This window comes from Candidatus Pacearchaeota archaeon, assembly GCA_035404185.1.
Taxonomy (GTDB): Bacteria; Patescibacteriota; Minisyncoccia; order Minisyncoccales; family Minisyncoccaceae; genus UBA2211.
Genome location: DAONGN010000002.1, coordinates 17,088 through 43,480, shown reverse-complemented (window position 1 = coordinate 43,480; position 26,393 = coordinate 17,088). Strand labels below are relative to the sequence as shown.

The window sequence follows — 26,393 nt, the reverse complement described above, 5'->3', positions numbered from 1 at the left end:
CTGGTCCCTGGACTTGGACTTGTGCATCAACAAACGGAGGAGCAACCAGTGGAACTTGTACTGTTAATAAGAAAGTGGACGGTGTTTGTGGTACTAGAAGTAAGACCTATGCTTGGAATGTTACTACTTACGGCTCTGATACAATTTGTACTACTGCTGGAGCTTCTACTCCTGCTTCTCCTGCTTTCCCGAATCAAGGACAGACAATTACTTGGACATGCCCAGGATCTAACGATGGAACCACGGCTAATTGTTCTGCTTCTAGACCAGCAGCTGTTGCTGGTGAATGTACACTTCCTGATACATATTCAAATATAAATCCTTTTAGTTGTGGACCTCATGAAAGAAGTAGTAAAGTGAATTTTTCAGACTATAGTTGGTGTGTCTCCGGAAATATGATTAATTTATCACCTGACAACAATGTTGGTCCTTGGACCTGGCAATGCACTGGATCAGACGGAGGAGCCACAGTTAATTGTTCTGCCTCTCATACGTCTAATTATCATCCTGATCATACTTGTGGTTATGCTGGACGTACGCTTGCTAATTGCACAACTCACGGAGGGTATCTTGACTGGTCTATATGTGATGGTTGTGGAATGTGTAAAAATGCCGAACCGCAAACAAGTTGTCAATTTCTAATTGATAATGGTGCTGATTTGGTCCCTTATGGTCTTGTTAATGTTAACGGTTATAGTGGTTGTATTTAGGATTTATTTTTCCGCCCGAGGTTTTATCCTCGGGCTTTTGTTTTATTGCAGCAATTCCAATTTTAATGTAAAATTAAAACATGGAAATATTAAGTTTTGAAGAAACTAAAAAAATTCTCTTAAAATATAAGCTCCCTTTCTGTAGAACGGAGATTTTTAATTCAAAAGAAAAAGCATTATTGTTTGCAAAACAAATAGGCTTTCCGATTGTGTTAAAAATTCACGCTCAAAAGATATTTCATAAGTCTGAGGTTGGGGGAGTGAAGGTAAATATTAAAAATGAGGAAGAATTTAGTGTTGCCTGGGATGAAATTGAAAAAAATATTAAAGGGAAGAACATTGAAGGAGTATTAGTTCAGGAAATGGTTTCTGGAAATGAAATTGCTATTGGCATGAAAAGAGATTCTCAATTTGGTCCTGTTCTAATGTTTGGATTAGGAGGAATATTTATCGAAATAATTAAAGACGTTGCTTTTAGAATTGCTCCGATTGACAGAGAAGAAGCAATCAAAATGATAAAGGAAACAAAAGGATTTGAGATATTAAATGGAGCGAGAGGAAAGAAGAAAGTTGATTTAATAAATATTGCCGAAACAATAGTCAATCTTTCTAATCTTTCTCTTAAAGAAGAAAAGATTCAATCAATTGATTTCAATCCAGTTATAGTTACAGATAAGCAAGTATTGATTGCTGATTTTAGAATAATTGTATGAAAAAAATATTTAATCCTAAATCTATAGCTTTGATTGGAGCAAGTGATGAGTTAAAAACGGTTGGTTTGGGCTTGGCTAAAAATCTTTTAGAAGGCAAAGATTTAAGAAAGATATATTTTGTTAATCCAAAAAGGAAAGAAGTTTTAGGAATAAAATGTTTTGATACTATTTTAGATATTAAAGATAAGATAGATTTGGTTATTATTGCTGTTCCATCAAAACTAGTTAAAAATATCGTCTCTGAATGTTGCGAAAAGAAAGTGGGCACAATCATTATTGTTTCTTCTGGTTTCAAAGAGGCTGGCAACGTAAAAGAAGAGGAAGAAATAAGGGATATTGCAAGAAAATACAAAATTCCTTTAATTGGACCTAATTGTTTAGGAATAATCAATCCTTCAATCAATTTGAATGCTTCGTTTGCTCCCATAACCCCTAAAAAGGGGAATATTGCTTTTCTTTCTCAATCGGGAGCATTATTAGATTCAGTTGTTGATAAAAATAAACTCGGATTTTCCAAAGTTATTTCTTACGGAAATGAAGCTGGTATTGATTTAGCTGATTTTATTGAATATTTAAAAACAGATAATGAAACAAAAGTAATTTCTATTTATTTTGAAGGAGTAAAAGATGGGCGTAAGTTTATGCGTATCGCTAAAGAAGTTTCTAAAATCAAACCAATTGTTGCTATTAAATCAGGAAGAAGCGATAAAGGAAAAGAAGCGGTTGGAACTCACACTGGAACATTGGCTGGAGACTATAGTGTTTATCAAGCTGCAATGAAACAATCAGGCGTTATTTTAGTTGATACACTAGAAGAGTTGTTTGATGTTTCTCTTGTTTTGAGTTCCTTGCCAAAATGCGAGAACGGAATTGGAATTGTTACTAATGGAGGAGGTTTGGGTGTTTTAACGGTTGATTATTGTTCTGAAATGGGGATTGAGATTCCTAGTTTGAGCAAAACAACAATTTCATTTTTAGAAAAGAACAAAGTAATGGAAAAAGTGGTAAGCAAAAATAATCCTTTAGACGTATTGGGTGATGCATTATCTGACAGATACGCAGTTGCTATCGAAAGTTTGCTCAAGCAGAATGATATTAATGGTTTAATTGTTATTTCTACTCCACAATTAATGACAGAGCATGAAAAAAATGCTAAAATAATAACAGAATTAAGAAATAAATATCCTCTTAAGCCAATTGTTTGTTGTTTTTTGGGCGGACAATCGGTTAATTCAGCGATTGAATATTTAGAATCAAATAGGATACCTAACTATACTGATGTCAAAAGAGCAGTTAAGAGTATTAATAGTTTGATAAAAAAATGAACAAAGAAAAAGGGAATATAATAGTTTTCATTCTGGATGTCATTTTCGTGATACTGTTTTTAATAATTAGCATAATAAATCTTTTTGGAGGATTTTAATACAAAATGGCAAATACACTATTTTTTTCAGAAATAAGAAAGAAGGACGTAGGAATTGTTGGAGGCAAGAATGCATCGCTTGGTGAAATGTATTCTTTATTAACAACAAAAGGAGTCAGAATTCCTAATGGTTTCGCTACTACGGCTGATGCTTACAAGAATTTTTTATCTTTCAATGGAATTGATAAGAAATTAGAAAAGATATATGACGGTCTTGATTTAAATAAATTAGAAAATGTACAAAAAGCGGGAAAGAAATCAAGAGAATTAATTTTAAACGGAAAATTTCCTAAAGATTTAAAGGAGGAAATATTAGTAGGATACAGGAAGCTTTGTGATGAATACGGAGAGAATTGTGATGTGGCTGTAAGAAGTTCGGCTACCGCCGAAGACTTGCCCGATGCATCTTTCGCTGGACAACACGAATCATATCTAAATATTAAAGGAGAAAAAGATGTTATCGAAGCTGTTAAATATTGTATTTCTTCTTTATTTACCGATCGAGCCATTGCTTACCGAAGAGACAAAGGTTTTCCTCAATTGTCAGTTTATCTTTCAGTAGTGGTTCAAAAAATGATTAGGAGTGACTTAGCTTCTTCAGGAATTATGTTTACTCTTGATACTGATACCGGATTCAATAATGTTGTTTTAATCAATTCAATTTGGGGAATTGGAGAGATGATTGTTAAGGGGAGAGTTACTCCTGATAAGTTTTTTGTTTTTAAACCAACCATGAAGCAGGGGTATAAGGCGATTATTAATAAAGAATTAGGAAGAAAAGACGGTAAATATATTTATAGAGAGAGTGGTGGAATAAAGGAAGTTAAAACAACTAAAGAAGAATTTGATAAATATTCACTTACCGATGAAGAAGTTTTGACTTTGGCTGAATGGGGATGCTTGATCGAAGAACACTATCAATGTCCTCAGGATATTGAATGGGCTAAAGACGGAAAAGACGGAAAATTATATGTTGTTCAGTCCCGTCCTGAAACAGTCCATTCTTTGAAATCAAAAAAAGGAAATACCTATCAAGAATACAAAATTGATGAAGAAATGAAGCCATTATTAACCGGCATCAGTATTGGAGATAAGATTGGTAAGGGAGTAGTGCGGGTAATAACCGATGTTAAAAAAATGAAAGATTTCAAAAGAGGAGAAATTTTAGTTACTAAAATGACTGATCCTGATTGGAATACTATTTTAACCATGTCGGCTGCAGTTATTACCGACGAAGGAGGAAAGACTTGTCATTCAGCTATTATTTCAAGAGAATTAGGGATTCCCTGTATTGTCGGAACTAAAGAAGCGACTCAAAAATTAAAAACAGGAATGATGGTAACTGTTGATTGCAGTTCTGGAGCGAAGGGCAGAATCCTTGAGGGTGATGTTCCTTTTACAGTTAAGGAATATAATTTAGATGAAATCCCACAGCTTAAAACAAAAATAACATTGAATATTGGAGCGCCAGATATGGCTTTTAAATCTTCATTTTTACCTAATGATGGAGTTGGATTGGCCAGAGAAGAGTTTATTATTGCAGAAAAAGTCAGAATTCATCCTTTAGCTTTGTATAACTATGATAAAATTAAAAAAGGAGAAATCAAGATTTCTGAAGCAGAGATAAAGGCCATCGAAGAATTAACTAGGGAGTATAACGATAAGAAAGAATATTTTGTTAATGAACTAGCTGAAGGAATCGCTCAGATTGCGGCTGCTTTTTATCCTAAGAAAATAATTGTCAGATTTTCTGATTTTAAAACTAATGAATATAAAAATTTAATTGGAGGCAATCCTTTTGAAGGAGAGGAATCGAATCCAATGATTGGTTTTAGGGGTGCTTGCAGATATATTGATCCAAGCTTCCAGCCAGCTTTTAAAATGGAGTGTGAGGCTATTAAAAGAGTCAGAGAAGAGTTTGGTTTGACTAACGTGGCAGTAATGGTTCCTTTCTGCCGAACAGTCGAAGAAGGAAAGAAAGTAGTTGAATTAATTAGAGAGTTTGGATTAAAGAAAGAAGAAATGCCTGTATATGTAATGTGTGAAATTCCTTCCAATGTTATCTTAATTGATCAATTTTTGGAGGTTTTTGATGGAATGAGTATTGGTTCAAATGATTTGACTCAATTAACGCTCGGATTGGATAGAGATAATGGAGGCCTTGCATATATTGGGAATGAAAAAAATGAAGCGGTTAAGGAATTAATTAAGAAAGTAATTAGGACTTGCAAAGAAAAGGATAAGTATTGTGGAATATGCGGACAAGCTCCATCTGATTATCCTGATTTTGCAGAATTCTTAGTTAACGAGGGAATTGAAAGCATTTCTTTAAATGGCGACACAGTTTTAAAAACAATAATAGCTTTAGGAAAATTAAAATAATATGTTTGATATAATTACATTTGGTTCGGCAACATGGGATATTTCTTTAAAGATAGATAAAAAGAATACTTTAAAGAGCGATAAACTTCCTTCTGGATTGGGAGTAGCTTTTGATTTAGGAGCAAAGATTGATATCAATGATATGTATTTTAGTTTTGGCGGCGGAGGAATGAATACAGCTTTTACTTTCAAGAAGCAAGGATTTAAAGTTGCTTATTGTGGTTCCGTGGGTGATGATATTCCCGGCAAAGAAATTATTGCTGAAATGGAAAAAGCGGGGATAGGCACTGAGTTTATTCAAAAAAATGAAAAACCAACTAATAATTCAATAATATTAAATACTTCTGAGGAAGAGAGGACGGTTTTAGCTTACCGCGGAGCATCAGAGATGCTTAACAAGGAAGAAATACTTTGGGGAGACATGTCTCCGTCATGGTTCTATCTGGCTCCTTTATCTGGAAAATTAAGTTCTTTGACTGAAGACATTGTTGATTTTGCTAAGAAAAATAAAATTAAAGTAGCCATTAACTTAGGTAATTCTCAAATTATTTTAGGTAAAGAAAAACTTGAGCCGATATTAAAAAAAGTAGACGTTCTTTTATTAAATCTAGAAGAAGCTTCTTTATTGACTGGGATTGACAGCAAGGATGAAATGGGAATAATGAGAGAATTAAATAGGATTCATCCAGGAATTAATGCTGTGACTAAAGGTCCAGAAGGAGTTTTAGTCTTAGAAGAAGACGTTTTGTTTGAGGCTACATCATGTAAAGTTAAGGTAGTTGATAAGACGGGAGCGGGAGATGCTTTTGCTTCAGCTTTTATTTCTGGTTTAATTAAATCAAATATGGATATTGAGTGGGCAATTCGCCTAGGAATCGCCAATTCAGTCTCTTGTATTAAGGTAAGAGGGGCAATTAATGGATTATTAGAGGAGGGAATTGATTTAAAGAAAGTAGGAGAGAAGATAAAAGTGGAGAGAACTAAAATCGTTTAACTTTATTGCCAAAAATTCAAAAACAGTATATACTGGTTTCAAGAAAATAATATGGAAAAAGAGACAAGACTTAAAATAATAAAGGTTTTATCTTATGTCTTTTTAGTATCTGTTTTTATTGTTGGAGTATTTTTTTATTATAAAACAGAGAACAATAACAACGCTAGTGCTGAAATAGTCAAAGCTTTTACAGAAAAAACCAAATATTCTCAGACAGACGAGATAAAAGTGGAAATTGAGAATAAAGAGAATAAAACAATATGTTTTTCTGCTTGCTATCCGTACAAAATACAAGTGAAGAATAGTAATTGGAATAGTTATTCTTATTCTGAGTGTGACAAGGAGGACATTGTTGAAACATGCATTAATCCTAATCAATCAAAAGCTTTTATAATCGTATCAAATGAAGTTTTTTTAAAGCCTGCTGTGCATCGATTAGCTATTCCAGTTTGCATAGATTGTGCTATCGGAGAACAATTTAGAGTCGACAAGATAATATATTCAAATGAATTTGAAATAAACTAATAAAATGACAAGTTTAATAGCAAAAATAAGAGAAAAAAAGGGTACTGCTTTTAGAGCAGGATATGGTGCGGATTCAATTCCTGCAGTTTTGTATGGTTCAGATGTTGAGAACATGTCTTTAGAAATAGATAAAAAGAGTTTTGAAAAAGTTTTTAGAGATGTTGGAGAAACTTTAATTGATCTTGAAGTAGATGGAAAAAAATATTCTGTTTTAATCCATGACACACAGGTTAATCCTTTGACTCAGGAATTAATCCATGTCGATTTCTATCAGCCGAACTTAAAAGAAGAGGTTGAAACCGAGGTTCCTTTGGAATTAATCGGAGAAGCTCCAGCATTAAAGCTTGGTGGAACATTGATTATGAACATGAAAGAAATTTCAGTTTCAGCGCTTCCTAAAGACTTACCAAGCAAGATTGTTATCGACGTATCGACATTGAATACCTTTGAAGATGCAATTACAGTTAAAGATATTAAGGTTCCTGCTGGAGTTACTATTGAGGTAGAAAATCCTGAGGAAATAATTGTTCAAGTTGTTGAACCTGAAGATGTTGAAGAAGAGTTAGCTAAACCAATCGAAGAAGTTAATAAAGAACCAGAACAAGCTGCTCCGAAAAAGGAGGAAGAAGTAGTTCCTGAAGAGGAAAAATAAACTTTATTCATGTTTTTTAGTTTTTCTAAAACTAAGAATTGGAAAGGATTAATGTTTCTTGCGATAACAGGAATTTTGTTTCCTGTTATTTTTGCATCAGCAGTAGACATTTCTAATTTAGATGAAATGTGTGCTAATGAGGGATGGAAAACAGCTTGTGATGCAATATCTGATTCTGAGTGTCAAAATTTATTAAATCAATGTCAGACATATTTTGAAGGGAAGAAGAAGGAGATTGAGTCAGATATTACTAAAACTAGCGCCGAAAAAGATACTTTAAAAAATCAAATTACCACTCTAACAAAAAAGATAAAGGATTTGGATTATCAGATATATCAATCAAACCTTTCAATTAAAAGTTTGGGATTTCAGATAGTTGACACAACATCTTCGATTTCAGAAACGGAAAAAGAAATAGAAATACAAAAGGAAAAAATAGGATTAATTTTAAGGGCTGTTGCCGAGGAAGACAAGAAGTCTTTTGTCGAAGTTTTAATTGCCAGCAAAACTATTTCAGATTTTTTTGACAACCTTGTTTATTTGGATACATTAAACGTTAAAAATCAAGAACTTTTAACTAATTTTCAGAAATTACAGGATACTCTCGAAAATCAAAAAGTAACATTAGAAGAAGATAAGGGTCAAAAAGAAAGTCTTTTAGAATTACAAAGTGTTCAAAAGAAGGAGTCGGCAGCAACAAAAGCAACCAAAGATCAATTATACACTTTAACTGAAGCTCAATATCAAGCACAGTTAAAAGAAAAAGAAAGTATTACCAAGAAAACAGCAGAGATTGCAGCTAAACTGGTTCAAATGGTTGGTCTAACTGAAGATCAGAAAGCTCCTACTTTTGGGGAAGCGCTAGCTTTAGCAAAACAAATAGGAGATGCTATTGGCGTTAGGCCAGCATTTTTGTTAGCTATCATTAGTCAGGAGTCGGCCATCGGAAGGAACGTTGGACAATGCTATGTTACCAATGCTCAAACTGGAGCAGGGAAGTATAGTAATGGAAGTTTAATTTCAAGAATCATGCATCCTACTCGTGACTTGCCAATATTTTTAGAAATTATTAATAAGTCTGGAAGAACAATGGAAAAAACTCCAGTCTCTTGCTGGATCAATGATTGTGTTTCTCAATATGGGAGCAAGCTTTATCACTGCAAGGCATCTGTTTCTGAATCGGGAGCAATTACTTGTGCAAAATCAGGATACGTAGCCTATGGTTTTGGAGGAGCAATGGGTCCAGCTCAATTTATTCCTAGTACATGGAGCTTATACGAAGAAAAAGTTAAAACTCAAACTGGAAAATCATATGCTGATCCATGGAACATTCAAGACGCTTTTACAGCTGCTGGATTATACTTAAAGGCCTTGGGTGGGGGAACGCAAGCAGGAGAGTATAGGGCTGCTTCAAAGTATTACGGAGGTTCTTCTGCCTATGCTTCAAGTGTAGCAACTAGAGCTTGGTGTATTAATGATTATACAGTTAATGGTTCAATGTCTGACTATTGTCAGGGATTGATTTTCTAAATGAAGAAGAGCCACTATAACAACTTGGTGTGTTCGTGGCTCAGTATGTCTCTTAGGAACCGATGATTATCGGTGCCGGTACATTTTCCCATTCGGAGAGAAGATTTTCGATTTTTTCTCGCCAGGTGTGTACTTTATGTACGTTCCTGTCTTCAACAGCCTCTCGTAGGCAGTTGATATTTTCCCTCAATTCCTCTACTGGGAATTGCGGATTTTCTGCGTGTTTTATTACGCATGGTTCGATTATCTTAGCAATGTTTCTCGTGCCAAGATGATCGTCATCAACAGTCTGTCGTGCATTTTTGTATGCATTCATGAAGGAGTTGAAAGATGCTTTCAGCCCCCTCGCTTTTAATACTTCTTTCTTTTCCTGCATTTTTATCATTTACTATTATATACTAATATAAATATATGTCAAGAGGTGATAAATAAAAGAAAAACAAGTCAATGCTTGTTTATTTTAGGAAGCGCCTTGGACAGGAATTGAACCCGCGACATGAAGATTAACATTCTTCCACTCTTACCATTCTGAGTTACCAAGGCGAATGGGTAGTCTGAGATTCGAACTCAGGACATTCCGCTTATCAGGCAGACATCATAGCCGACTAGACCAACTACCCTTTAATTTACTAAAAATAATCTACTCGAAATTTTATTAAAAGTCAAGAAATATTAAAAAAACAGAACTTTTAACTCTGTCTTTTTATTTTAATTCTTCGGCAACCTTATCAATCATCTTGTCTATCTTTCCACTCATTATTGATTCTATGTCGTGGAAGTTTTTTCCTATCCTATGATCAGTGACTCTGTCTTGAGGGAAATTATATGTTCTCATTTTTTCCTCTCTCATCGCTGTTCCAATTTGTGCTTTTCTTGCCCCACCCATTTGTTTATCTAAATCTTCTTTTTGTTTGGCTAATAATCTAGCTGCTAAGACAGAAAGAGCACTTTCTTTATTTTGTTGTAAGCTTCTTTCAGTTTGACAGGTAACTATTTCTCCAGTTGGAATATGAATAATTCTTATCGCTGACATTCTTTTATTAACATATTGTCCGCCCGCTCCAGAAGCTTTGTAGTACTCGCTTCTTATATCCTGTGGTTTAATATTAATTTGAGTGGCAGTTGGTTTAGCTAAGACGGCAATCGTGGCAGTTGAGGTATGTATTCTGCCTTGCTTTTCAGTCGAAGGAATTCTTTGTACTCGATGAACTCCTGCTTCGTTTTTAAACTTGGAATAGACATCATCGCCAGATATTTCTAAGGTCATGTCTTTAATTCCTCCGATTTCAGTTTTGCTTTCATCTAAAACATTGACTTTCCAGCCTTTTGTTTGAGCGTATCTAGTGTACATTCTTGCTAGGTCAGATGCAAAAAGAGCGGCCTCTTCTCCTCCGACGCCCGCCCTTATTTCCATAATCACCGCATTATATTTTTGATTTTCTTCTGACATAAAAGATTATTTTCTCTTTTTAGCAGCTCTTTCTTTGAATTTTTGGATTCTACCTACCTGGTCAGAGCTTCTTTCTTTTCCTGTATAGAAAGGATGACACTGTGAACAGATTTCCACTTCCATGTTTTCAATAGTTGAACCAACTTCAAAAACATTTCCGCAAGCGCAGCGAATCTTAGCATTTTCAAAGTATTTTGGATGAATGTCTTTTTTCATATTCCGTAATTACCTTTTAATAATTAAGGTATAGCAAAAAACTAGCTTGAAATCAAGAGTAGAGCGTGATATTATTTGGTTAATACAAATTAAATAAAAAAACATGCTTTTTGAATCAATGAGTTTTAAGCCAGGGGAGCAATTAAATAATGAGGGAACAGAACAGAAAAAGCAGGCAGAAAACCTTGAAAATGAATATGGTTTTGAAGAAGATTTTGAAGAAAAATTAAGAAATGGTTTTTTAGATAATGCAACAAAGATAGCAGAAAAAAATAATATTAGCGAGGATAAAGTTAGAGAGATAGTTGAGAGTTATGTATTGGATAATTTTACAAAAATAAACCATAAAGATATTTTATACATGTTGGATCATTTTAAGATCGGAGAAGATTTTTTAAATGATGAAAGATTTATTGAATTAGCAAAGGATAGGGTAGCGTTGAAGTTATCTCAGGGAGAAATTGATAATGCTTACGAGGCATTGGGAGATTTAAATATTAATAAGGAGTTTTTAGAAAGTGAGCAAGCAAAAAAAGCAGTAGAAATTGGAATTCAAAGTATATTATCTTTAGACAATATTGATAAAGCGATAGAAACCCAAAAAATTTTTAATATCGATGATAGTTTTATGGATAGTGCTGTTAAAGCAGAAATTAAAATGCGTTTCGTGAAAGACTTGGTTAATGGAGCTAATTCTCTACAGAAGAAATTCAATATTCCAGATGATTTTATGAAAGAAACAGTCAAAGAAGAAGTTTTGGCTCGGCTTTCTTTCGGGGATAGCCTTAGCAGTATAGCTAATTTTATTAGTAAATTAGAAATGGATGTTAGCTTTTTAAGCGATCAAAAAATAAAGGAAGCATTTAAAACCAGGATTAACGATTTAGTGAGTAACCCTAACCAAGAAAAAATTCCAGTTGAACTACAAAGAATTATTATGGGAGAAAAATCTAGTTCAACTGAAGTAAACTCTTAATATATTAAAATATAGGACAGGATTGGCGGCTCTTGACAAGTATGTGATATTATTCTATTCTAGAATAAGTAGGGGGGAAACAATGGTATTTAGCAATGCTTATAGAGTAGCAAGAGATGCCTATCTTAGTTTTCTCGAAGATAACGCAGAAGAGAAAAAGAGACTTTTTTTCAAACTAATCGACTCCATGGAAACAAACGAAGAGATAGTCGATTTCTCTAAATTATTAAAAGAGTTTGAAGAGTATTTTGACAAAAAGTACAGAATGTTGAACACAGACCCTTAACAATTAGGGTCTTTAATTTTGGCTCTTGCCTTTTTATTTTTCTCATGATATATATTAACCATAAGAAAATTAAGACAAATATGATAGTTATGTCACTTCGCAACTATGCGAATGTGATTTATTCAGTCCCAACATTATGGAAGAAACAAAAATAGAAAAAAAGATAGGATACAATATTTCAGTTGACGATATGATCGCTGCTGGTCTTGGCTATGGCCACGATAAATCAAAATTGAATCCTAAAATGAAAGACTATATCGCCAAGCAAAAAGACAGAGTTCATATTATTGATTTGGATAAGACAGCAGAGAAATTGACTGAGGCTTTGGACTTTTTAAAAGAGTTAAAGAGTGAAGGAAAATCTGTCGCTTTTGTTGGGACTAAAGTTGCTGTCAGAGATTTAGTAAAAGATATTGCCCTTAAATGTAATTCTCCATATGTAACTGAAAGATGGATTGGCGGAGTCTTTACTAATTTTAAAGAAATAAGAAAGAGAATTAATTACTTTAAAGAATTAGAAGCAAAGACGAAAGAAATTGATTTTGAAAAGAAGTACGTTAAGAAGGAAAGATTGACCATGTTAAAGGAACTAGAAAGATTGAGATTGAAGTTTGATGGTGTGAAGAATATGGAAGAATTACCTAAAGCAGTTTTCATAGTTGATGTCATGAAAGACGAAATAGCCTTAAAAGAAGCAAGACAATGTGGAATTAAAATTATTGCTTTGGCTGACACCAATATTAATCCAAATTTAATCGATTATCCTATTCCGGGTAACGATGATGCTTATACATCTATAGAATACGTTCTCTATAAGATAGAGGAAGTATTAAACGGCAAAAAAGCCGAATAAATCTAATTTATTAAAACACATGGCAGTAAACATAGATTTAGTTAAACAACTAAGGGAGGAAACAGGCATTTCTTTGGCTGACTGCAAAAAAGCTCTTGAAGAATCAGAAGGACAAATTGATAAGGCTAAAGAATATTTAAAAAAGAGGGGACAGGCCGTAGCTGCAAAAAAGACAGAAAGGGCGGTTGGTGCTGGAATTGTCGATACATATGTTCATTCAAGTGGAAGATTGGGAGTTATGCTCGAGATAAACTGCGAGACTGATTTTGTTGCTCGCGGAGAAGATTTTAAAACCCTTGCCCATGAAATTTGTTTACAGATTGCAAGCATGAAACCATCATACGTTAGAGAAGAAGAAATTCCTGAAGATATTATAGGAAAAGAAAGAACAATGGTTGAAGAACAGGTAAAAGGAATGAATAAACCAGCCGAAATTGTTGAAGGAATCATTAAGGGAAAATTGGATAAGTTTAAGAAAGATATTTGTTTAGTAAATCAGTTATGGATAAAGGATGACACAAAAACAATTCAAGTTTTGATAAATGAGTACATTGCAAAGACAGGAGAGAATATTGTCATTAAAAGATTCATAATATATGAATTTTGATATTATTGCTTTAATTATTTTAATTGTTAGCTTTGTTTCTTTGTTAATTTTAATTTTTAAGAAAATTCCGCAATTAAAGGCAATGCCAGAACCAGAAGCTATCTTTTTCAAAAAAGCATTAAAAAAGAAGATAAGAGAAAAAACAAAAGAAGTAATTAAAGAAAGATCAAATTCTTTAGAATCAAAATTACACAAATTACTAAGTAAGATTAGAATATTATCGCTGAAGATTGATAAGAAAATGTCTGATTGGATAGTAAAGTTAAGAGAAAGATCATTAAAAAGAACAAAAGGTTTAGATAATTATTGGAAGGAGATTAAAGCTTCAGTTAAGAAGAAAAAAGGATAGTTTTTGGCCGGCATAGCTCAGTGGTAGAGCAACTGTTTTGTAAACAGTAGGTCGGGGGTTCGAATCCGTCTGCCGGCTCATATTTGATAGTTGACAACTAATGAAAGAAAGGGTAAGATTCTATTTGTTCTCAGTAGTTTGATAAATTAATAAAGCATTTTTCAGCAATCATTTTTAGTAGGATATTAGACAACAATTTTAAGTAAGTTTTTTAGAGTTGTTCCGCTAATTTTAAATTTTTTTTGAGAGTTTGATCCTAGCTCAGGATGAACGCTGGCGACGTGGATAAGGCATGCAAGTCGAACGGCCGTAGCAATATGGCAGTGGCGAATGGGTTAGTAACACGTAGATACAAACCTTTTACTCAGGCACAACCTGGAGAAATCCAGGCTAATTCCTGATAGTCCCGCAAGGGTAAAGATTTATCGGTAAAAGATTGGTCTGCGTCCTATCAGCTAGTTGGTGAGGTAATGGCTCACCAAGGCGATGACGGGTAGGCGGAGTGAGAGCTTGGCCGCCAACAATGGCACTGAGACACGGGCCATACTCCTACGGGAGGCAGCAGTCGAGAATATTCGACAATGGGCGCAAGCCTGATCGAGCGACGTCGCGTGTGGGATTAAGATCTTCGGATTGTAAACCACTTTTCTGGGGGAAGAATTTTGACGGTACCTCAGGAATAAGGGGTGACTAAACTCGTGCCAGCAGTAGCGGTAATACGAGTGCCCCAAGCGTTATCCGGATTTATTGGGCGTAAAGGGTCTGTAGGTGGTTTATTAAGTTCTTCGTTAAAGTTCCAGGGCTCAACCTTGGGGAAGCGGGGAAAACTGGTAAACTAGAGGATGTTAGGGGTTGATGGAACAATTAGTGGAGGAGTGAAATCCGTTGATATTAATTGGAACACCAAAAGCGAAGGCAATCAACTAGGACAGTCCTGACACTGAAAGACGAAAGCGTGGGGATAGAAAAGGATTAGATACCCTTGTATTCCACGCCCTAAACGATGAATACTAGCTATTGCAAGTGTCGACCCTTGCAGTGGCGAAGCTAACGCGTTAAGTATTCCGCCTGGGAAGTACGGCCGCAAGGCTAAAACTCAAAGGAATAGACGGGGACCTACACAAGCGGTGGATCACGTGGCTTAATTCGACAGTAAGCGAGGAACCTTACCAGGGCTTGACAAGGTAGTGAAAGCTATAAGAAATTATAGCCCATCCACAAGAACACTACCCCAGGTGCTGCATGGTTGTCGTCAGCAGGTGGCTTGAGTTGCTCCCTTAAATGGGGTAACCTGCGCAACCCTTGTCCTATGTTTCATGTGTCATAGGAGACTGCCCGGGACAACCGGGAGGAAGGTGAGGATGACGCCAAATCAGCATGGCCTTTTGATGCCCTGGGCTGCACACGTGGTACAATGGGGCCGACAATGGGAAGCTAAAGAGTAATCTGGAGCCAATCCTATCAAACGGTCTCTCAATTCGGATTGAGGTCTGAAACCCGACCTCATGAAGCCGGAATCGCTAGTAACCGCAGATCAGCCACGCTGCGGTGAATATGTCCCTGGGTCTTGTACTCACCGCCCGTCACGTCAAGCGAGTTGGGAATACCCGAAGTTCCGCGTAAGTGGACCTAAGGTAGGCTCAATAAGAGGGACGAAGTCGTAACAAGGCACGGGTAGCGGAAGCTGCTCGTGGATCATTTATTTTTTTTCAAATTGACGACCTTAATTAGTTCTTGAGTGATCACTGAACTAATTATGAGGTATTGGTCTTTCTACCTAAACAAAAGACTATCTTGAGCGGGACAACTCTAAGAAACTAACTATTATCCTAAATGAAAAGCATCGGACCTTTTCAGTATCGTCTTTTTCGCAAACAATACGAAAAAGCTGGTCAAGAAATGTGCAAAGATTGCCTAAATTTTATCAAGGAAGATTCACAACTCCTTGATTTGGGTTGCGGCTCAGGCATTATTGGTAAAGAATTCGGGAGATTTTTTAATTCCGATGTATTGGGATTAGATATTATTGACAATCGAGTAGTAGAAATTCCTTTTAGAAGATATAATGGAAACAATCTTTCTTTTTTGAAAGATAATTCATATGATGCAGTCTTAATTAATTTTGTTTTACACCATTGTCAAAATCCAATAGAACTGCTAAAAGAAGCTAAGAGAGTTTCAAAAGGAATTATTATTTTGTATGAAAATATTCCTGAAGGATTGTTGAGTAGATTGTTCTGTTATTTTCACGGAACATCGTTTGCTTATTTTTTTCAGAATAATTCAAACAAAGGGAAATTTTTCACCAAAAAAGAATGGGAAAGTATATTTGAAAAGATGGGGTTGAAAGTGATATACTCAAAAAGGTGTTCAGGAATGAAATTAATGAAGGAACATTTATACATTTTAAAAAAGGGTGTGTAGCTCAGCTGGTTAGAGCGCGTCACTGATAATGACGAGGTCCCTGGTTCGAGTCCAGGCATACCCACAGATTCGTATTTAATGAGGGCCGATGGCTCAATTGGTAGAGCACCTCATTTGCAATGAGGGGGTTCGGGGTTCGAGTCCCCGTCGGTCCACAAAGAAAGACATCCGCGAGGATGTTTTTTGTTTGCCTCTTTTTTTATTTTTAATCTTTTGATATAATAATTTCATATGATTTTAGAAATATTAATAGTAATTTTAGGACTTTGTGTTTTTGAGATTATCAGCAGTGTTGATAATGCAATTATCAATGCTCATGTCTTAAAGACAATGCCAGAGAAGTTTAGGAAAATATTTTTGTTCTGGGGCATTATTTTTGCTGTTTTTGTGGTGAGAGGACTTTTGCCTTTTTTGATTGTTTGGTTAAGTAATCCATCATTATCAATTATTCAAGTATTTTCTTCAGCTTTTTCATCTTCTAGTAATGGAATGGTTGCTGAATCTCTTGAGTCTTCAAAACCATTACTTCTTTTGGGTGGAGGTGCCTATTTATTTTTAGTATTTTTAGCTTGGTTGTTTTTAGAGGAAAAGAAATATGCTTTCTGGGTAGAAGGATTTGTTCACAAGCAAGGAGTTTGGTTCTATGCTATTGCTTCAATTTTTACAACCCTAATCGTTTATTTTTCTGTACAAATTAATCCTATCTTAGCCTTAGCGGCAACGATCGGAGTTTCAGCCTTCTTTATCACTGATGGGTTTAAAAAGAATGCCGAAGAAAAAGAAAAGGAGTTGATGAGTGGAAATATGAGTGCTTGGAGTAAAATACTATATTTAGAAGTATTAGATGCTTCTTTCTCAATTGATGGAGTAATCGGAGCTTTTGCTTTTACTATGTCGATTCCTTTGATTATTATTGGAAATGGGTTAGGAGCTATTGTCGTTAGGCAATTAACGCTTAAAGGAATAGATCAGATTAGTAAATATGCATATTTAAAGAATGGAGCCATGTATTCAATTGGATTATTAGGAGTAATAATGACTCTGGAAAGTTTTGGCCATGAATATCCTTTCTGGATAGCTCCTTTATGCACCCTTGGCTTACTCGCACTGTTTATGTTCTTTTCGGTTAGAGAATTAAAGAAGATTAAAAATTAGTTTAATTAATAAATATGTATAAATATCAAAAAGGATTTGCTCCTATTATAATTACTCTAATAGTTTTACTTTTAGCTGGTGTTGGAGGAACTAGTTATTATTTAATAAATAAACAATTACAAAAACAAACTGTTTGTACTATGGATGCTAAGATTTGTCCTGATGGTTCATCGGTCGGACGAACTGGTCCGAATTGCGAATTCGCAGCATGTCCAGAAGTGAAAATAGACGAAACAGCTGATTGGAAGACTTATAATGATGAAGAATACGGTTTTAGTTTTAAATATCCTGCCGAATACGAAGTAATAAAAGATACTAGTTATAATATTAAGTACAAAATTATCGGTAAAAATGGCTTTGAACAAATATTATATATAGATAGTTCTGATTTTTCTTCAAGCTCACGCCTTAAAGAATTGCTTGAAGGGAGGCCTAAAATTTGGGAATCGTCAAGAATGATTACTGTAAATGGTTATAATGCCGTAGAAATAATGGAAGATAATTATGGCAAGACAATAAAAGAAGTATATATTGGAAAAGATAATTTAGTAGTAACTTTTCAATTTAATTTAGATTCATTGGAAAGCAAAATATCATCCGAAAGACAGAGTATTTTAGATTCTTTTAGATTTATAGAGAAAGACGGAATGGTTAATTGGAAGACTTATACAGATAATCAATACGGATATGAAATAAAATATCCTTCTCTTTATGATGCAATTAAATCAAATACCCGAGTAGAGGAGGTTATTATTGGAACCAAGGTTGTTCCTGCTTACAGCATTCTTATTGAGTTTAATCAAGATGAAATTTCTCCTTTAGAAAAATTAAAATCTAGTATGGAAGAATCTTTAAGGGGATTAGCTCCTGCTAATTTAAAGATAATATGGAAAGATACAATGATTTCTGGCGAAAAAGCGATTGAAATGAGTTATGAAGGTTTTGCTGGAGGATATACTGGTGTCGTTCATGAAACAGCGGTTATAAAAAATAATACTGCGTACATTATCAAGATAAATTATGGTGGTTCTGAAGAAGAATACTATAAAATACTTTCTACTTTTAAATTTATTGATGAAATAAAGACGGGGAATATTAAGATAGACCAGCAATCCTTACAAAATCTTCAAAGTTCCGTAGATCAAGGACACCAACCTTGGCGACTTGATCCGGAAAGTGTTGTTCGTGCAGATGTTTTTCAATATGGTTTTGTGCAATCAGATATTTCATTGATAAAGTTAATATCTCATGCAGCAAGTTCATCGGTAAATGAGTATGAAATTAGTCATAATAATAAAACATATATAGTTAGCGTAATTCAGGCGGTACCAAGAGAAGGATCTATATGGACTATTTCTTCGATTAAATTAAAATAGAGACAAACTGTCTGTTGATAACTTATTTGCTTACTTTTAGGGGTATTGATATAATCATTGTATAATAATGTCCATTTGTTCTGAGTTTCTTTTATCTCTCTTGATTTAAGGAATGTAAGAAGGTGGAAAAACATATGATACAAGACTGGTCATTAATTACCACGCAAGCCTTGCAGGGTGCTTGGGAGAACATACTTTTGTTCCTTCCTAATCTCTTGGCTGCTATCGTTATTTTCATTCTAGGTTGGTTTATAGCCATTTGGATTGGAAAACTAATTGCTCAGATATTGAATAAGCTTAAATTCGACAGCGTTTTTGAAAAGACTGGCTGGAAAGAAGCTTTGTCTAATGCTGACGTTAAAGTAGAGCCATCAAGCTTTATTGGAGCAGTTTGCAAATGGATTCTTGTTATAGTTTTCTTAATGATTGTAACAGACATTATGGGTTGGGTGGCTTTTGCTGGATTACTAGCAAAAATCATTGCTTGGATGCCAAACCTATTAGTTGCTATTATTATTTTAGTTGTGGCAATCATTATTGCGGATATTATTGAAAAATTAGCCAAGGTCTCAATTAAGAAAATGGGAGTTAGCTCAGTTAATTTCTTGGGGTCAGTAGTTAAAGCTTCAATATATGTTTTTGCTGGTTTAGCAGTATTGCTACAATTAGGAGTTACTCCTGAAATTGTTAAAGTATTGATTATGGGATTTGTTGGAACCGTAACCTTAGCCTTGGGATTATCCTTTGGCTTAGGCGGAAGAGATGCTGCGGCTAGATTTATCGAGGATATGAGAAAGAAAGTATCTGATAAATAGTAGTTTCAAATTAAAAGGCGCACCGTTTGTTCGGTGCGTTTTTGTTTAAAAAAGACACTGTTAAGTAACAGTGCTATTTTGAATTTTGTCATCAGGTGGCTTCAGAACAAAGAATAACGAACCGGCGCCGCAAATGAGTATTAATATTACGGCAATGGTTTCGGGAATAATGTTAAGAATTGAGATGATTGCTGATAGTATGAACAACATAGAGGAAAGTATTATCTTTTTTTCGGTTATTTTTTTAGATATATAAACGAAAGCGATGCCGACAATTCCATAAATAAATCCGAGAATGAATCCGGCTATGTCTCTAAAGAAAAAGTAGCAGACAAAAGAAGCAATCCCTATTAGCATTAAGAATGCTCCAAAAACGTCAAACGAAACATTATCAACATTCTTTTCCATATAGCACCTCCTGTGCTTTTTTTATTAAACATCTTTATTTGTTAAAAGTCAAATGAGATACGCACCATCTATTTGAATGGTGCGTTGTTCAACGATTCATTACCATCACAGTAAATATTCCAGCAATAAAGACAAGGAAACCATCTGCGAGAGTTGGATATCTCTGAAGAATAGTCATTCCTATTGAAACCATTATCGCTAGAAGAAATACTACGAGCATTACCTTTCCAATAGAAAGGGGGGCTGCTGGTTGAATTCTTGCTATCATTGTTGTTAACCTTCTATCTATTTTTTACCTCCTTAATTATTAAAAGTCAAGAAAGTAATAGCGCACCATGTTATAATGGTGCGCGTTAGCAATAGCGATCGTAGATAATAGTAAATGCGACAATGGTTGCACAAATGATTCCGAAAAGTTCGGAAACCGTGCGGAACAATAAATAAGATGTGGAACAGACTACGATAGCTATTATTAAAACTAATATTTTCCAGATGACATCCGCTGTTTTTTCAAGATTCATCGGGCAGACCTCCGATAGCAAAGAATAAAATGAGCAAGATTATGGAGAGAAGAAATCCCTCCAGAACGGTAAAAATTAACGTTGCGATAGAAACAGCTGCAATGAGAGCTGTTGCTATAAAAATTCTCTCAAGGAGCCGATTCACAATATCACCTACTTATTCTTTAGCCTTTTTATTATTTTAAGTCAACATTTGACCCGAAGCCTTTAATTTGTTATTTTATATCTAATGGAATCTCAAGAATTAAGAAAACTTTTTTTAGATTTTTTTGCGGAAAGGGGACACAAGGTAATTCCTTCGTCTCCTCTTTTACCAACTGACCCTTCTGTTTTATTTACTACTGCTGGAATGCAACAGTTTTCTTTGTATTTATCAGGGAAGAAAGACCCAGTTAAAGATTTTAATTCAAGACATTTGGTAACATGTCAAAAGTGTTTTAGGACTGGAGATATTGAGGAGATTGGTGATGATACTCATCATACTTTTTTTGAAATGTTGGGAAATTGGTCTATTGGACAAGACGAAAAAGGATATTTTAAAGAGGGAGCAATTGAATATGCTTTGGAATTTTTAGTTGATAAATTAGGATTAGATAAAAAAAAGATTTATGTGACTGTTTTTAAAGGAGAAGATAGTATTGTAAGAGATGAAGAAGCTATTAACATTTGGCTTAAACATGGAATACCATTGGAAAGAATAAAGGAATGTTCTAAAAAAGATAATTTCTGGGGTCCAGTTTCTGATACTGGTCCTTGTGGTCCTTGTTCTGAGATTCATTATGATCGAGGAGAAGAATTGGGCTGTGGAAGGCCAGATTGCGGGCCAAACTGTGAACACTGTAAAAGAGTGGTTGAAATTTGGAATCTCGTTTTTATGCAATACTTTAAAAATGAGAAGGGGGAGTATGAATTATTGTCTCAGACAAATATTGATACTGGAATCGGATTTGAAAGATTACTATCGCTGTTGAATCAAAAAAGCGCATCATATGAAACAGATTTGTTTGCTGATTTTATTTCTAAATTAGAAGAAATATCAGGGCATAAGTATTTAGAAAATAAAAAAGCTTTTAGGATTATCGCTGATCATATCCGTAGCTCAGTTTTTGTAATTGCTGACGGAGTAGAACCATCTAATTTAGGCCAGGGATATATTTTAAGAAGATTACTAAGAAGAGTTATTAGATATGGAAAAACGTTAGGATTGCCATTTCAGTTTTATCTTCCTTTAATTGATATCGTTATTGATAAATACAAAGATGTTTATCTTAATATATTAACAAGAAAGGAAGATATTATAGAAACTATTAAAAAAGAGGAGTATAAATTTGAAGCTACTCTTGAAAAGGGATTATTAATAATAGAGAAGATGCTTTCAACAAAAAAAGAACTGTCTGGAGAAGAAGTTTTTGATTTATACCAAAGCTATGGATTTCCTTTAGAGTTAACCCAAGAAATTGCAGCAGAAAAAGGAATTAGTATTGATATTAATGATTTTAATAATGCTTTAGAAAAACATCAGAGTATTTCTAGGTCTGGGGCTGAAAAGAAATTTGGAGGAGTAGGCAAAGATGCGGGAGAAGAAGGAGCTAAATTACATACAGCTACTCATCTTTTGCATTCTTCCTTAAGAAGCGTTTTAGGGGAACATGTCCAACAAATGGGTTCGGATATTAATGCTGAAAGATTGAGATTTGATTTTAAACATAATCAAAAGATGACCCCTGAAGAAATTAAAAGAGTCGAAGACTTGGTTAATTTGAAAATTAAAGAAGATTTGGAGATAAAAAAAGAAGAAATGAATTTAGATGAAGCATTAAAATCAGGAGCAATTGCTTTTTTTAAAGAAAAATATCCAGATAAGGTTTACGTCTGGACAATGTTTGATCCAAATAGTAAAGAGGTTTTTTCTAAAGAAATTTGTGCTGGTCCTCATGTAGAAAAAACAAGTCAGTTGAAGTCATTTAAGATAATCAAAGAAGAAAGTTCTAGTGCTGGGGTAAGAAGAATTAAAGCAGTCCTTAACCAATAAATATATGGCAAAAAAAATATATGACATTATTCCTCCTGAATATCAGGTGGAAAAACACGAAGAATTAGCCAAAGAATGTTCAGCTAGAGAACCAATCAAAAGAGATAAAAAAAGATTTCCTTTTATTCCTCTTTTAGTTATTGTGGTTTTATCTTTGGGTGCAGTATTTTTCTTTGTTCAGGGCAAGGCAGATGTTTTTATTACTCCTAAAACTGAAGAAGTTACAACTGAAGCTAGTTTTATAATTGATACTAATGAAGCAGTAATTGATTACGAAAATAATGTTGTTCCTGGTATAATTTTTTCAGACAAAAGAGATGGATCGGAAAATTATAATGCTACAGGAACAGATGATAAGGCAAAGAAAGCAACGGGAACAATAAAGGTGTTTAATAAGATTAGCCCAGCTAAAGCTCTTAGTTTGGTTAAAGGCACTAGGTTTATGTCTAGCACTGGAGAATTAGTTTATAAGTCTGATACAGCCTTTACTATTCCCAAAGCTACTTCTGACTCTACCCCCGGTTCAATTGAAATTAAAGTTACTGCGGCTGAAGCAGGAGAGAAATATAATCTTTCTTCTTCTATTTTTTCCATTCCTGGCTTAAGTGGTTCAGAATATTATTCAAATATTTGGGCTGAATCAGTTACAGCGATGACGGGAGGAGAAGAATCGCAAGTCAAAATTGTAACGAGTAATGATATTACCTCAGCTAAGGATAGTTTTGAGGAAAAATACGATGAAGAATCAAAGCAAGCTTTAATTGCCACGATTCCTCAGGGCTATACATATTTTTCAGAAGATATTTCTCCTCTAATTACTAATTTATTAGTTAGCGCTAAGGCAGGAGATGAATTAGATGTATTTAGCGCAACAGGACAGATAGAAACTAACGCGACCGTTTTTAGAGATGAAGATATAAATAAACTAGGAGAATCATTATTGAGTAAGAATATTTCCGAATTAAAGAAAATGGTTCCTAATAGTGTAACTTATGAAGTTAAGCAAAAGAAGCTAAATAAAGATGGAACAATTTCATTGAATGTTGTTTTTAAGGGTAAAATTTATTCAATACCTGATGATGATATATTGTTGAGTAGTTTAAAGGGAAAAGATACTAAATATTCAGCTTCTCTTTTATCAAATATACCAGAAGTAGAAAAGGTAGAGATTAATCTTTCTCCATGGTGGAAGTTTAAAATTCCTAATAATGAAGAAAGAATAAACATTCAATTAAAATTTTAATATTTACACATATAATAAATCGTGGTAAAAAGTAGATAATAGCTAAAAACGCTTGAATCTCTTGACCAAAAGCGAAAGTTTTGCTATTGTCTTATTATCTTTCAAATGGTAAAAAAAGACGACAAGATTAAAAAAGAAGGAGTTGTATCAGAGAGCTTGCCTGACGGCTTTTTTAAGGTGCGATTAGATGACGACCAGTCTGAAGTATTGGCGCATTTGGCAGGCAAATTAAGAGTCTTTAAAATCAGGATTTTACCTGGTGATAAAGTTACAGTAGAGATGACTCCCTATGATGCAAGAAGAGGGAGAATAATATTCAGAAAAAAATAACATGAAGGTTAAGCCATCAATTAAGAAAATTTGTAAAGATTGTAAGATTGTCCGCAGAAAAGGACGCGTTTATGTTATTTGTAAGGCGAATGCTAAACACAAACAAAGACAAGGTGCATAAATAAATACATATGGCAAGAATTATCGGAATTAACATTCCAGACGAAAAAGTAATAGAAATCGGATTGTCTTATATTTATGGAATAGGACCGTCTTTGGCTAAAAAGATTTTAACTGATTGTAATATTCCTTTAAATAAAAAAGCCAAGGAATTAACTCAGGACGATATTAGTTTATTAAAACAATACATTGAAAAGAATTATAGGGTGGAAGGAGATTTGAAAAGAGACGTGATGATGAATATTAAAAGATTAAGAGATATTGGTTCATGGAGAGGTTCTAGACACGCCAAAGGATTGCCTGTAAGAGGACAGACAACTAGAATCAATAATAGAACAGTAAGACATAACGTCAGAAAAACAGTCGGTTCAGGAAGAAAGGCTGCACCAGGACCTAAATAGAATTTAATACTACTATGGGGAAAAAACACGTAATACAAAAAACTGAAGCAGAAATGATCAAAGAAGGCGAACAGTTAGAAAAAACTTTAAGTAAAGAACCTAAAGTCTCTAAAGCTGCTGCTACCAGAGAGGGAAAGATATATATCTTCAGTTCATATAACAATACTATTATTACTTTAACTGACACTATGGGTAATGTTTTAGCCTCAAAGTCAGCTGGAAAGATAGGCTTTAAGGGAAGTAAGAAATCAACTCCTTTTGCTGCTTCTAAAATTTCAGAAACAGTTGGAGCGATAGCTGAGAAGATGGGAATTAGAAAAATTCAAGTAGTAGTAAAAGGTATTGGTTCAGGAAGAGAATCAGCATTGAGATCAATTGCTAATCAGGGATTCGAGATTAATTCAATCAAGGATGTTACTCCAGTTCCACATAATGGTTGCAAGCCTAAGAAACCCAGAAGGTTATAATCTTTAATATATTTATGAAACAAGCAAAGTGTAAAATTTGTAGAAGGTTAGGAGACAAGCTCTTTTTAAAAGGAGAGAAGTGTTTGGGTTCTAAATGCGCTATGATTAAGCGTCCATTTGCTCCAGGACAAAAAGCTAAAAAAAGAAGAGGTAATTTAACCGAGTACGGCCGTGAAATGAGAGAAAAACAGAAGGTTAAGAAGTGGTATAATATTTCAGAATCACAATTTAAAGATTATGTTTTTGAAGTTATGGAAAACAGAGGTTCTGGAGTTGATGTTGCTTCTCAGTTAATTGCTAAACTAGAAAGCAGATTAGATAATATTATTTTCAGAATGGGTTGGGCTAAGTCCCGTGGTCAAGCAAGATTACTTGTTAGTCATGGACATATTTTAATTAATGGAAGAAAGATTGATATTCCTTCTTACAGAACAAATGTCGGAGATACAGTTTCAATTAGAGAAGGTTCAAAGAACAAAGAAGCTTTAAAGGGAATATCAGAAGCGATGAAAAAATACAGTTTACCTAAATGGTTAAGTTTTGATGGAAGTAAAATCGAGGGTAAAGTTATGAGATACCCAACACCAGAAGACGTACAATTACCATCTGAAATTTCAACAATTTTTGAACATTATTCAAGGTAATAAATAAATATCATAACTAAAATATATGATTCCATTGCCAACTTCAATAAAAACTAAAAAGGTAAGCGACAACAACATTATTTTCGAAATAGAGTCGCTTTATCCTGGCTACGGAATTACTCTCGGTAATGCTATTAGGAGGGTCCTTTTGTCATCTTTAAACGGTGCTGCCGTAACAGAAGTTAAAATTAAGAACGCTCCTCATGAATTTGCTACTATTGCTGGAGTTAAAGAAGATGTTTTGCATATTTTAATGAATATCAAACAATTAAGATTTAAACTCTTTACTGATGAACCACAGCTAGCAACCTTAAAAATAAAAGGAGAAAAGGAGGTTTTTGGAAGTGACTTTGAATGTCCAGCTGATTTGAAATTAGCTAATCCAAGCTTGCATATTGCGACAATAACTGATAAGAATACAGAATTAGAAATTGAAATCAAAATTGAGAAAGGCGTTGGTTATGTTTTCGAAGACAAGGAAATAAAAAGAGATGTTGGCGTAATCGGATTGGATGCAATTTTTACTCCTATCAAGAAGGTCAATTATGTCGTTGAAAATATGAGAGTCGGAGATAGAACTGATTTTGATAAGATTTCTTTAGAAGTTGAAACAGATGGAACGATTAAGCCTGAAGAAGCTTTTGCTGAATCTTTAGATATTCTTTTAGCTCAGTTTGGTTTTATGGCTGAACAAATGGGAGGAATAAAAGCTGAAGCTGTTAAAGAAGAAGAGGTAATTGAACCAAAAAAGAAAGCTGTAAAAAAGACAACAAAAAAGAAAGAAAAGTAAT

General features: G+C 34.3%; 29 protein-coding genes, 5 tRNA genes and 1 rRNA gene. 28 read left to right on the top strand and 7 right to left on the bottom strand.

Annotated elements, in window-relative coordinates; all coding sequences use genetic code 11:
- The 8 genes from PLD14_03680 to PLD14_03645 all read left to right on the top strand — a co-directional run.
- The coding region (locus PLD14_03680; GenBank protein HPR80291.1) for a hypothetical protein at nt 1–710 on the top strand (710 nt) is incomplete at its 5' end.
- 80 nt (nt 711–790) lie between these two features.
- On the top strand, nt 791–1,423 hold the full coding sequence (locus PLD14_03675; protein HPR80290.1) for an acetate--CoA ligase family protein: 633 nt from the start codon (nt 791–793) through the stop codon (nt 1,421–1,423).
- The gene (locus tag PLD14_03670; GenBank protein ID HPR80289.1) at nt 1,420–2,748 is read left to right on the top strand and encodes a CoA-binding protein; all 1,329 of its coding nucleotides are present in this window, start codon (nt 1,420–1,422) and stop codon (nt 2,746–2,748) included. Before PLD14_03675 ends, PLD14_03670 begins: the two co-directional genes overlap by 4 nt.
- A 104-nt stretch (nt 2,749–2,852) precedes the next feature.
- Entirely contained in the window at nt 2,853–5,228 is a 2,376-nt protein-coding gene (gene ppsA / locus PLD14_03665; GenBank protein ID HPR80288.1) for a phosphoenolpyruvate synthase, read from the top strand.
- 1 nt (nt 5,229) lies between these two features.
- Nucleotides 5,230–6,222, top strand: coding sequence for a carbohydrate kinase family protein (locus PLD14_03660; GenBank protein ID HPR80287.1), 993 nt, complete (start codon nt 5,230–5,232; stop codon nt 6,220–6,222).
- A 51-nt stretch (nt 6,223–6,273) separates the two neighbouring features.
- Nucleotides 6,274–6,747, top strand: coding sequence for a hypothetical protein (locus PLD14_03655; GenBank protein ID HPR80286.1), 474 nt, complete (start codon nt 6,274–6,276; stop codon nt 6,745–6,747).
- A gap of 4 nt (nt 6,748–6,751) precedes the next feature.
- Nucleotides 6,752–7,399 carry a 50S ribosomal protein L25 gene (locus PLD14_03650; protein HPR80285.1) on the top strand — a complete coding sequence of 216 codons (648 nt, stop codon included), beginning with the start codon at nt 6,752–6,754 and terminating at the stop codon, nt 7,397–7,399.
- Between the two features lie 9 nt (nt 7,400–7,408).
- Nucleotides 7,409–8,929 carry a hypothetical protein gene (locus PLD14_03645; GenBank protein ID HPR80284.1) on the top strand — a complete coding sequence of 507 codons (1,521 nt, stop codon included), beginning with the start codon at nt 7,409–7,411 and terminating at the stop codon, nt 8,927–8,929.
- 52 nt (nt 8,930–8,981) lie between these two features.
- Here the strand turns inward: PLD14_03645 and PLD14_03640 are convergent, their stop codons facing one another.
- From PLD14_03640 to rpmE, 5 genes are all read right to left on the bottom strand, one after another.
- Nucleotides 8,982–9,305 carry a hypothetical protein gene (locus PLD14_03640; protein ID HPR80283.1) on the bottom strand — a complete coding sequence of 108 codons (324 nt, stop codon included), beginning with the start codon at nt 9,303–9,305 and terminating at the stop codon, nt 8,982–8,984.
- Between the two features lie 92 nt (nt 9,306–9,397).
- A tRNA-Asn gene (locus tag PLD14_03635) sits at nt 9,398–9,472 on the bottom strand.
- A gap of 3 nt (nt 9,473–9,475) precedes the next feature.
- Nucleotides 9,476–9,549: transfer RNA gene (locus tag PLD14_03630), tRNA-Ile, on the bottom strand.
- Nucleotides 9,550–9,632: 83 nt separating this feature from the next.
- Nucleotides 9,633–10,379, bottom strand: coding sequence for a PCRF domain-containing protein (locus PLD14_03625; GenBank protein HPR80282.1), 747 nt, complete (start codon nt 10,377–10,379; stop codon nt 9,633–9,635).
- Nucleotides 10,380–10,385: 6 nt separating this feature from the next.
- The gene (rpmE, locus tag PLD14_03620; GenBank protein HPR80281.1) at nt 10,386–10,595 is read right to left on the bottom strand and encodes a 50S ribosomal protein L31; all 210 of its coding nucleotides are present in this window, start codon (nt 10,593–10,595) and stop codon (nt 10,386–10,388) included.
- A gap of 103 nt (nt 10,596–10,698) precedes the next feature.
- On the opposite strand from rpmE, the gene PLD14_03615 reads away from it, so the two are divergent.
- The 12 genes from PLD14_03615 (at nt 10,699) to PLD14_03560 (ending at nt 19,436) form a co-directional block, all read left to right on the top strand.
- On the top strand, nt 10,699–11,571 hold the full coding sequence (locus PLD14_03615) for a hypothetical protein (GenBank protein ID HPR80280.1): 873 nt from the start codon (nt 10,699–10,701) through the stop codon (nt 11,569–11,571).
- Between the two features lie 422 nt (nt 11,572–11,993).
- Nucleotides 11,994–12,710 carry a 30S ribosomal protein S2 gene (rpsB, locus tag PLD14_03610; protein ID HPR80279.1) on the top strand — a complete coding sequence of 239 codons (717 nt, stop codon included), beginning with the start codon at nt 11,994–11,996 and terminating at the stop codon, nt 12,708–12,710.
- Nucleotides 12,711–12,729: 19 nt separating this feature from the next.
- Nucleotides 12,730–13,317 (top strand): translation elongation factor Ts, encoded by a 588-nt coding sequence (locus PLD14_03605; protein ID HPR80278.1) that lies wholly within the window; start codon nt 12,730–12,732, stop codon nt 13,315–13,317.
- Entirely contained in the window at nt 13,307–13,666 is a 360-nt protein-coding gene (locus tag PLD14_03600; protein ID HPR80277.1) for a hypothetical protein, read from the top strand. Before PLD14_03605 ends, PLD14_03600 begins: the two co-directional genes overlap by 11 nt.
- 6 nt (nt 13,667–13,672) lie before the next feature.
- A tRNA-Thr gene (locus tag PLD14_03595) sits at nt 13,673–13,744 on the top strand.
- Nucleotides 13,745–13,909: 165 nt separating this feature from the next.
- Nucleotides 13,910–15,370 (top strand): 16S ribosomal RNA (locus tag PLD14_03590).
- Nucleotides 15,371–15,499: 129 nt separating this feature from the next.
- Nucleotides 15,500–16,090 carry a class I SAM-dependent methyltransferase gene (locus PLD14_03585; protein ID HPR80276.1) on the top strand — a complete coding sequence of 197 codons (591 nt, stop codon included), beginning with the start codon at nt 15,500–15,502 and terminating at the stop codon, nt 16,088–16,090.
- Nucleotides 16,081–16,154, top strand: a tRNA-Ile gene (locus PLD14_03580). Before PLD14_03585 ends, PLD14_03580 begins: the two co-directional genes overlap by 10 nt.
- Nucleotides 16,155–16,172: 18 nt before the next feature.
- Nucleotides 16,173–16,245, top strand: a tRNA-Ala gene (locus PLD14_03575).
- Nucleotides 16,246–16,321: 76 nt separating this feature from the next.
- Nucleotides 16,322–17,245 (top strand): DUF475 domain-containing protein, encoded by a 924-nt coding sequence (locus PLD14_03570; GenBank protein ID HPR80275.1) that lies wholly within the window; start codon nt 16,322–16,324, stop codon nt 17,243–17,245.
- A gap of 14 nt (nt 17,246–17,259) precedes the next feature.
- On the top strand, nt 17,260–18,621 hold the full coding sequence (locus PLD14_03565) for a hypothetical protein (protein ID HPR80274.1): 1,362 nt from the start codon (nt 17,260–17,262) through the stop codon (nt 18,619–18,621).
- Between the two features lie 134 nt (nt 18,622–18,755).
- Nucleotides 18,756–19,436 (top strand): hypothetical protein, encoded by a 681-nt coding sequence (locus tag PLD14_03560; GenBank protein ID HPR80273.1) that lies wholly within the window; start codon nt 18,756–18,758, stop codon nt 19,434–19,436.
- Nucleotides 19,437–19,496: 60 nt separating this feature from the next.
- Here the strand turns inward: PLD14_03560 and PLD14_03555 are convergent, their stop codons facing one another.
- A complete protein-coding gene (locus PLD14_03555; protein ID HPR80272.1) occupies nt 19,497–19,844 on the bottom strand; it encodes a hypothetical protein in 348 nt (115 codons plus the stop codon).
- Nucleotides 19,845–19,932: 88 nt separating this feature from the next.
- On the bottom strand, nt 19,933–20,112 hold the full coding sequence (locus PLD14_03550; GenBank protein ID HPR80271.1) for a hypothetical protein: 180 nt from the start codon (nt 20,110–20,112) through the stop codon (nt 19,933–19,935).
- A 482-nt stretch (nt 20,113–20,594) separates the two neighbouring features.
- Between PLD14_03550 and PLD14_03545 the strand changes: the two genes are divergently transcribed.
- The 8 genes from PLD14_03545 (at nt 20,595) to rpoA (ending at nt 26,392) form a co-directional block, all read left to right on the top strand.
- A complete protein-coding gene (locus tag PLD14_03545; GenBank protein ID HPR80270.1) occupies nt 20,595–22,397 on the top strand; it encodes an alanine--tRNA ligase in 1,803 nt (600 codons plus the stop codon).
- 4 nt (nt 22,398–22,401) lie between these two features.
- Nucleotides 22,402–23,640 carry a baseplate J/gp47 family protein gene (locus PLD14_03540; protein ID HPR80269.1) on the top strand — a complete coding sequence of 413 codons (1,239 nt, stop codon included), beginning with the start codon at nt 22,402–22,404 and terminating at the stop codon, nt 23,638–23,640.
- 105 nt (nt 23,641–23,745) lie between these two features.
- Nucleotides 23,746–23,970, top strand: coding sequence for a translation initiation factor IF-1 (gene infA / locus PLD14_03535; protein HPR80268.1), 225 nt, complete (start codon nt 23,746–23,748; stop codon nt 23,968–23,970).
- 1 nt (nt 23,971) lies between these two features.
- Nucleotides 23,972–24,091 (top strand): 50S ribosomal protein L36, encoded by a 120-nt coding sequence (rpmJ, locus tag PLD14_03530; GenBank protein ID HPR80267.1) that lies wholly within the window; start codon nt 23,972–23,974, stop codon nt 24,089–24,091.
- Between the two features lie 10 nt (nt 24,092–24,101).
- Nucleotides 24,102–24,491, top strand: a complete 390-nt coding sequence (gene rpsM, locus PLD14_03525) for a 30S ribosomal protein S13 (GenBank protein HPR80266.1) — start codon at nt 24,102–24,104, stop codon at nt 24,489–24,491.
- A 14-nt stretch (nt 24,492–24,505) separates the two neighbouring features.
- A complete protein-coding gene (gene rpsK, locus PLD14_03520) occupies nt 24,506–24,958 on the top strand; it encodes a 30S ribosomal protein S11 (GenBank protein ID HPR80265.1) in 453 nt (150 codons plus the stop codon).
- 14 nt (nt 24,959–24,972) lie between these two features.
- A complete protein-coding gene (gene rpsD / locus PLD14_03515; GenBank protein ID HPR80264.1) occupies nt 24,973–25,602 on the top strand; it encodes a 30S ribosomal protein S4 in 630 nt (209 codons plus the stop codon).
- Nucleotides 25,603–25,627: 25 nt separating this feature from the next.
- Nucleotides 25,628–26,392, top strand: a complete 765-nt coding sequence (gene rpoA, locus PLD14_03510) for a DNA-directed RNA polymerase subunit alpha (protein ID HPR80263.1) — start codon at nt 25,628–25,630, stop codon at nt 26,390–26,392.
- The last annotated feature ends 1 nt before the right edge of the window (nt 26,393 follow it).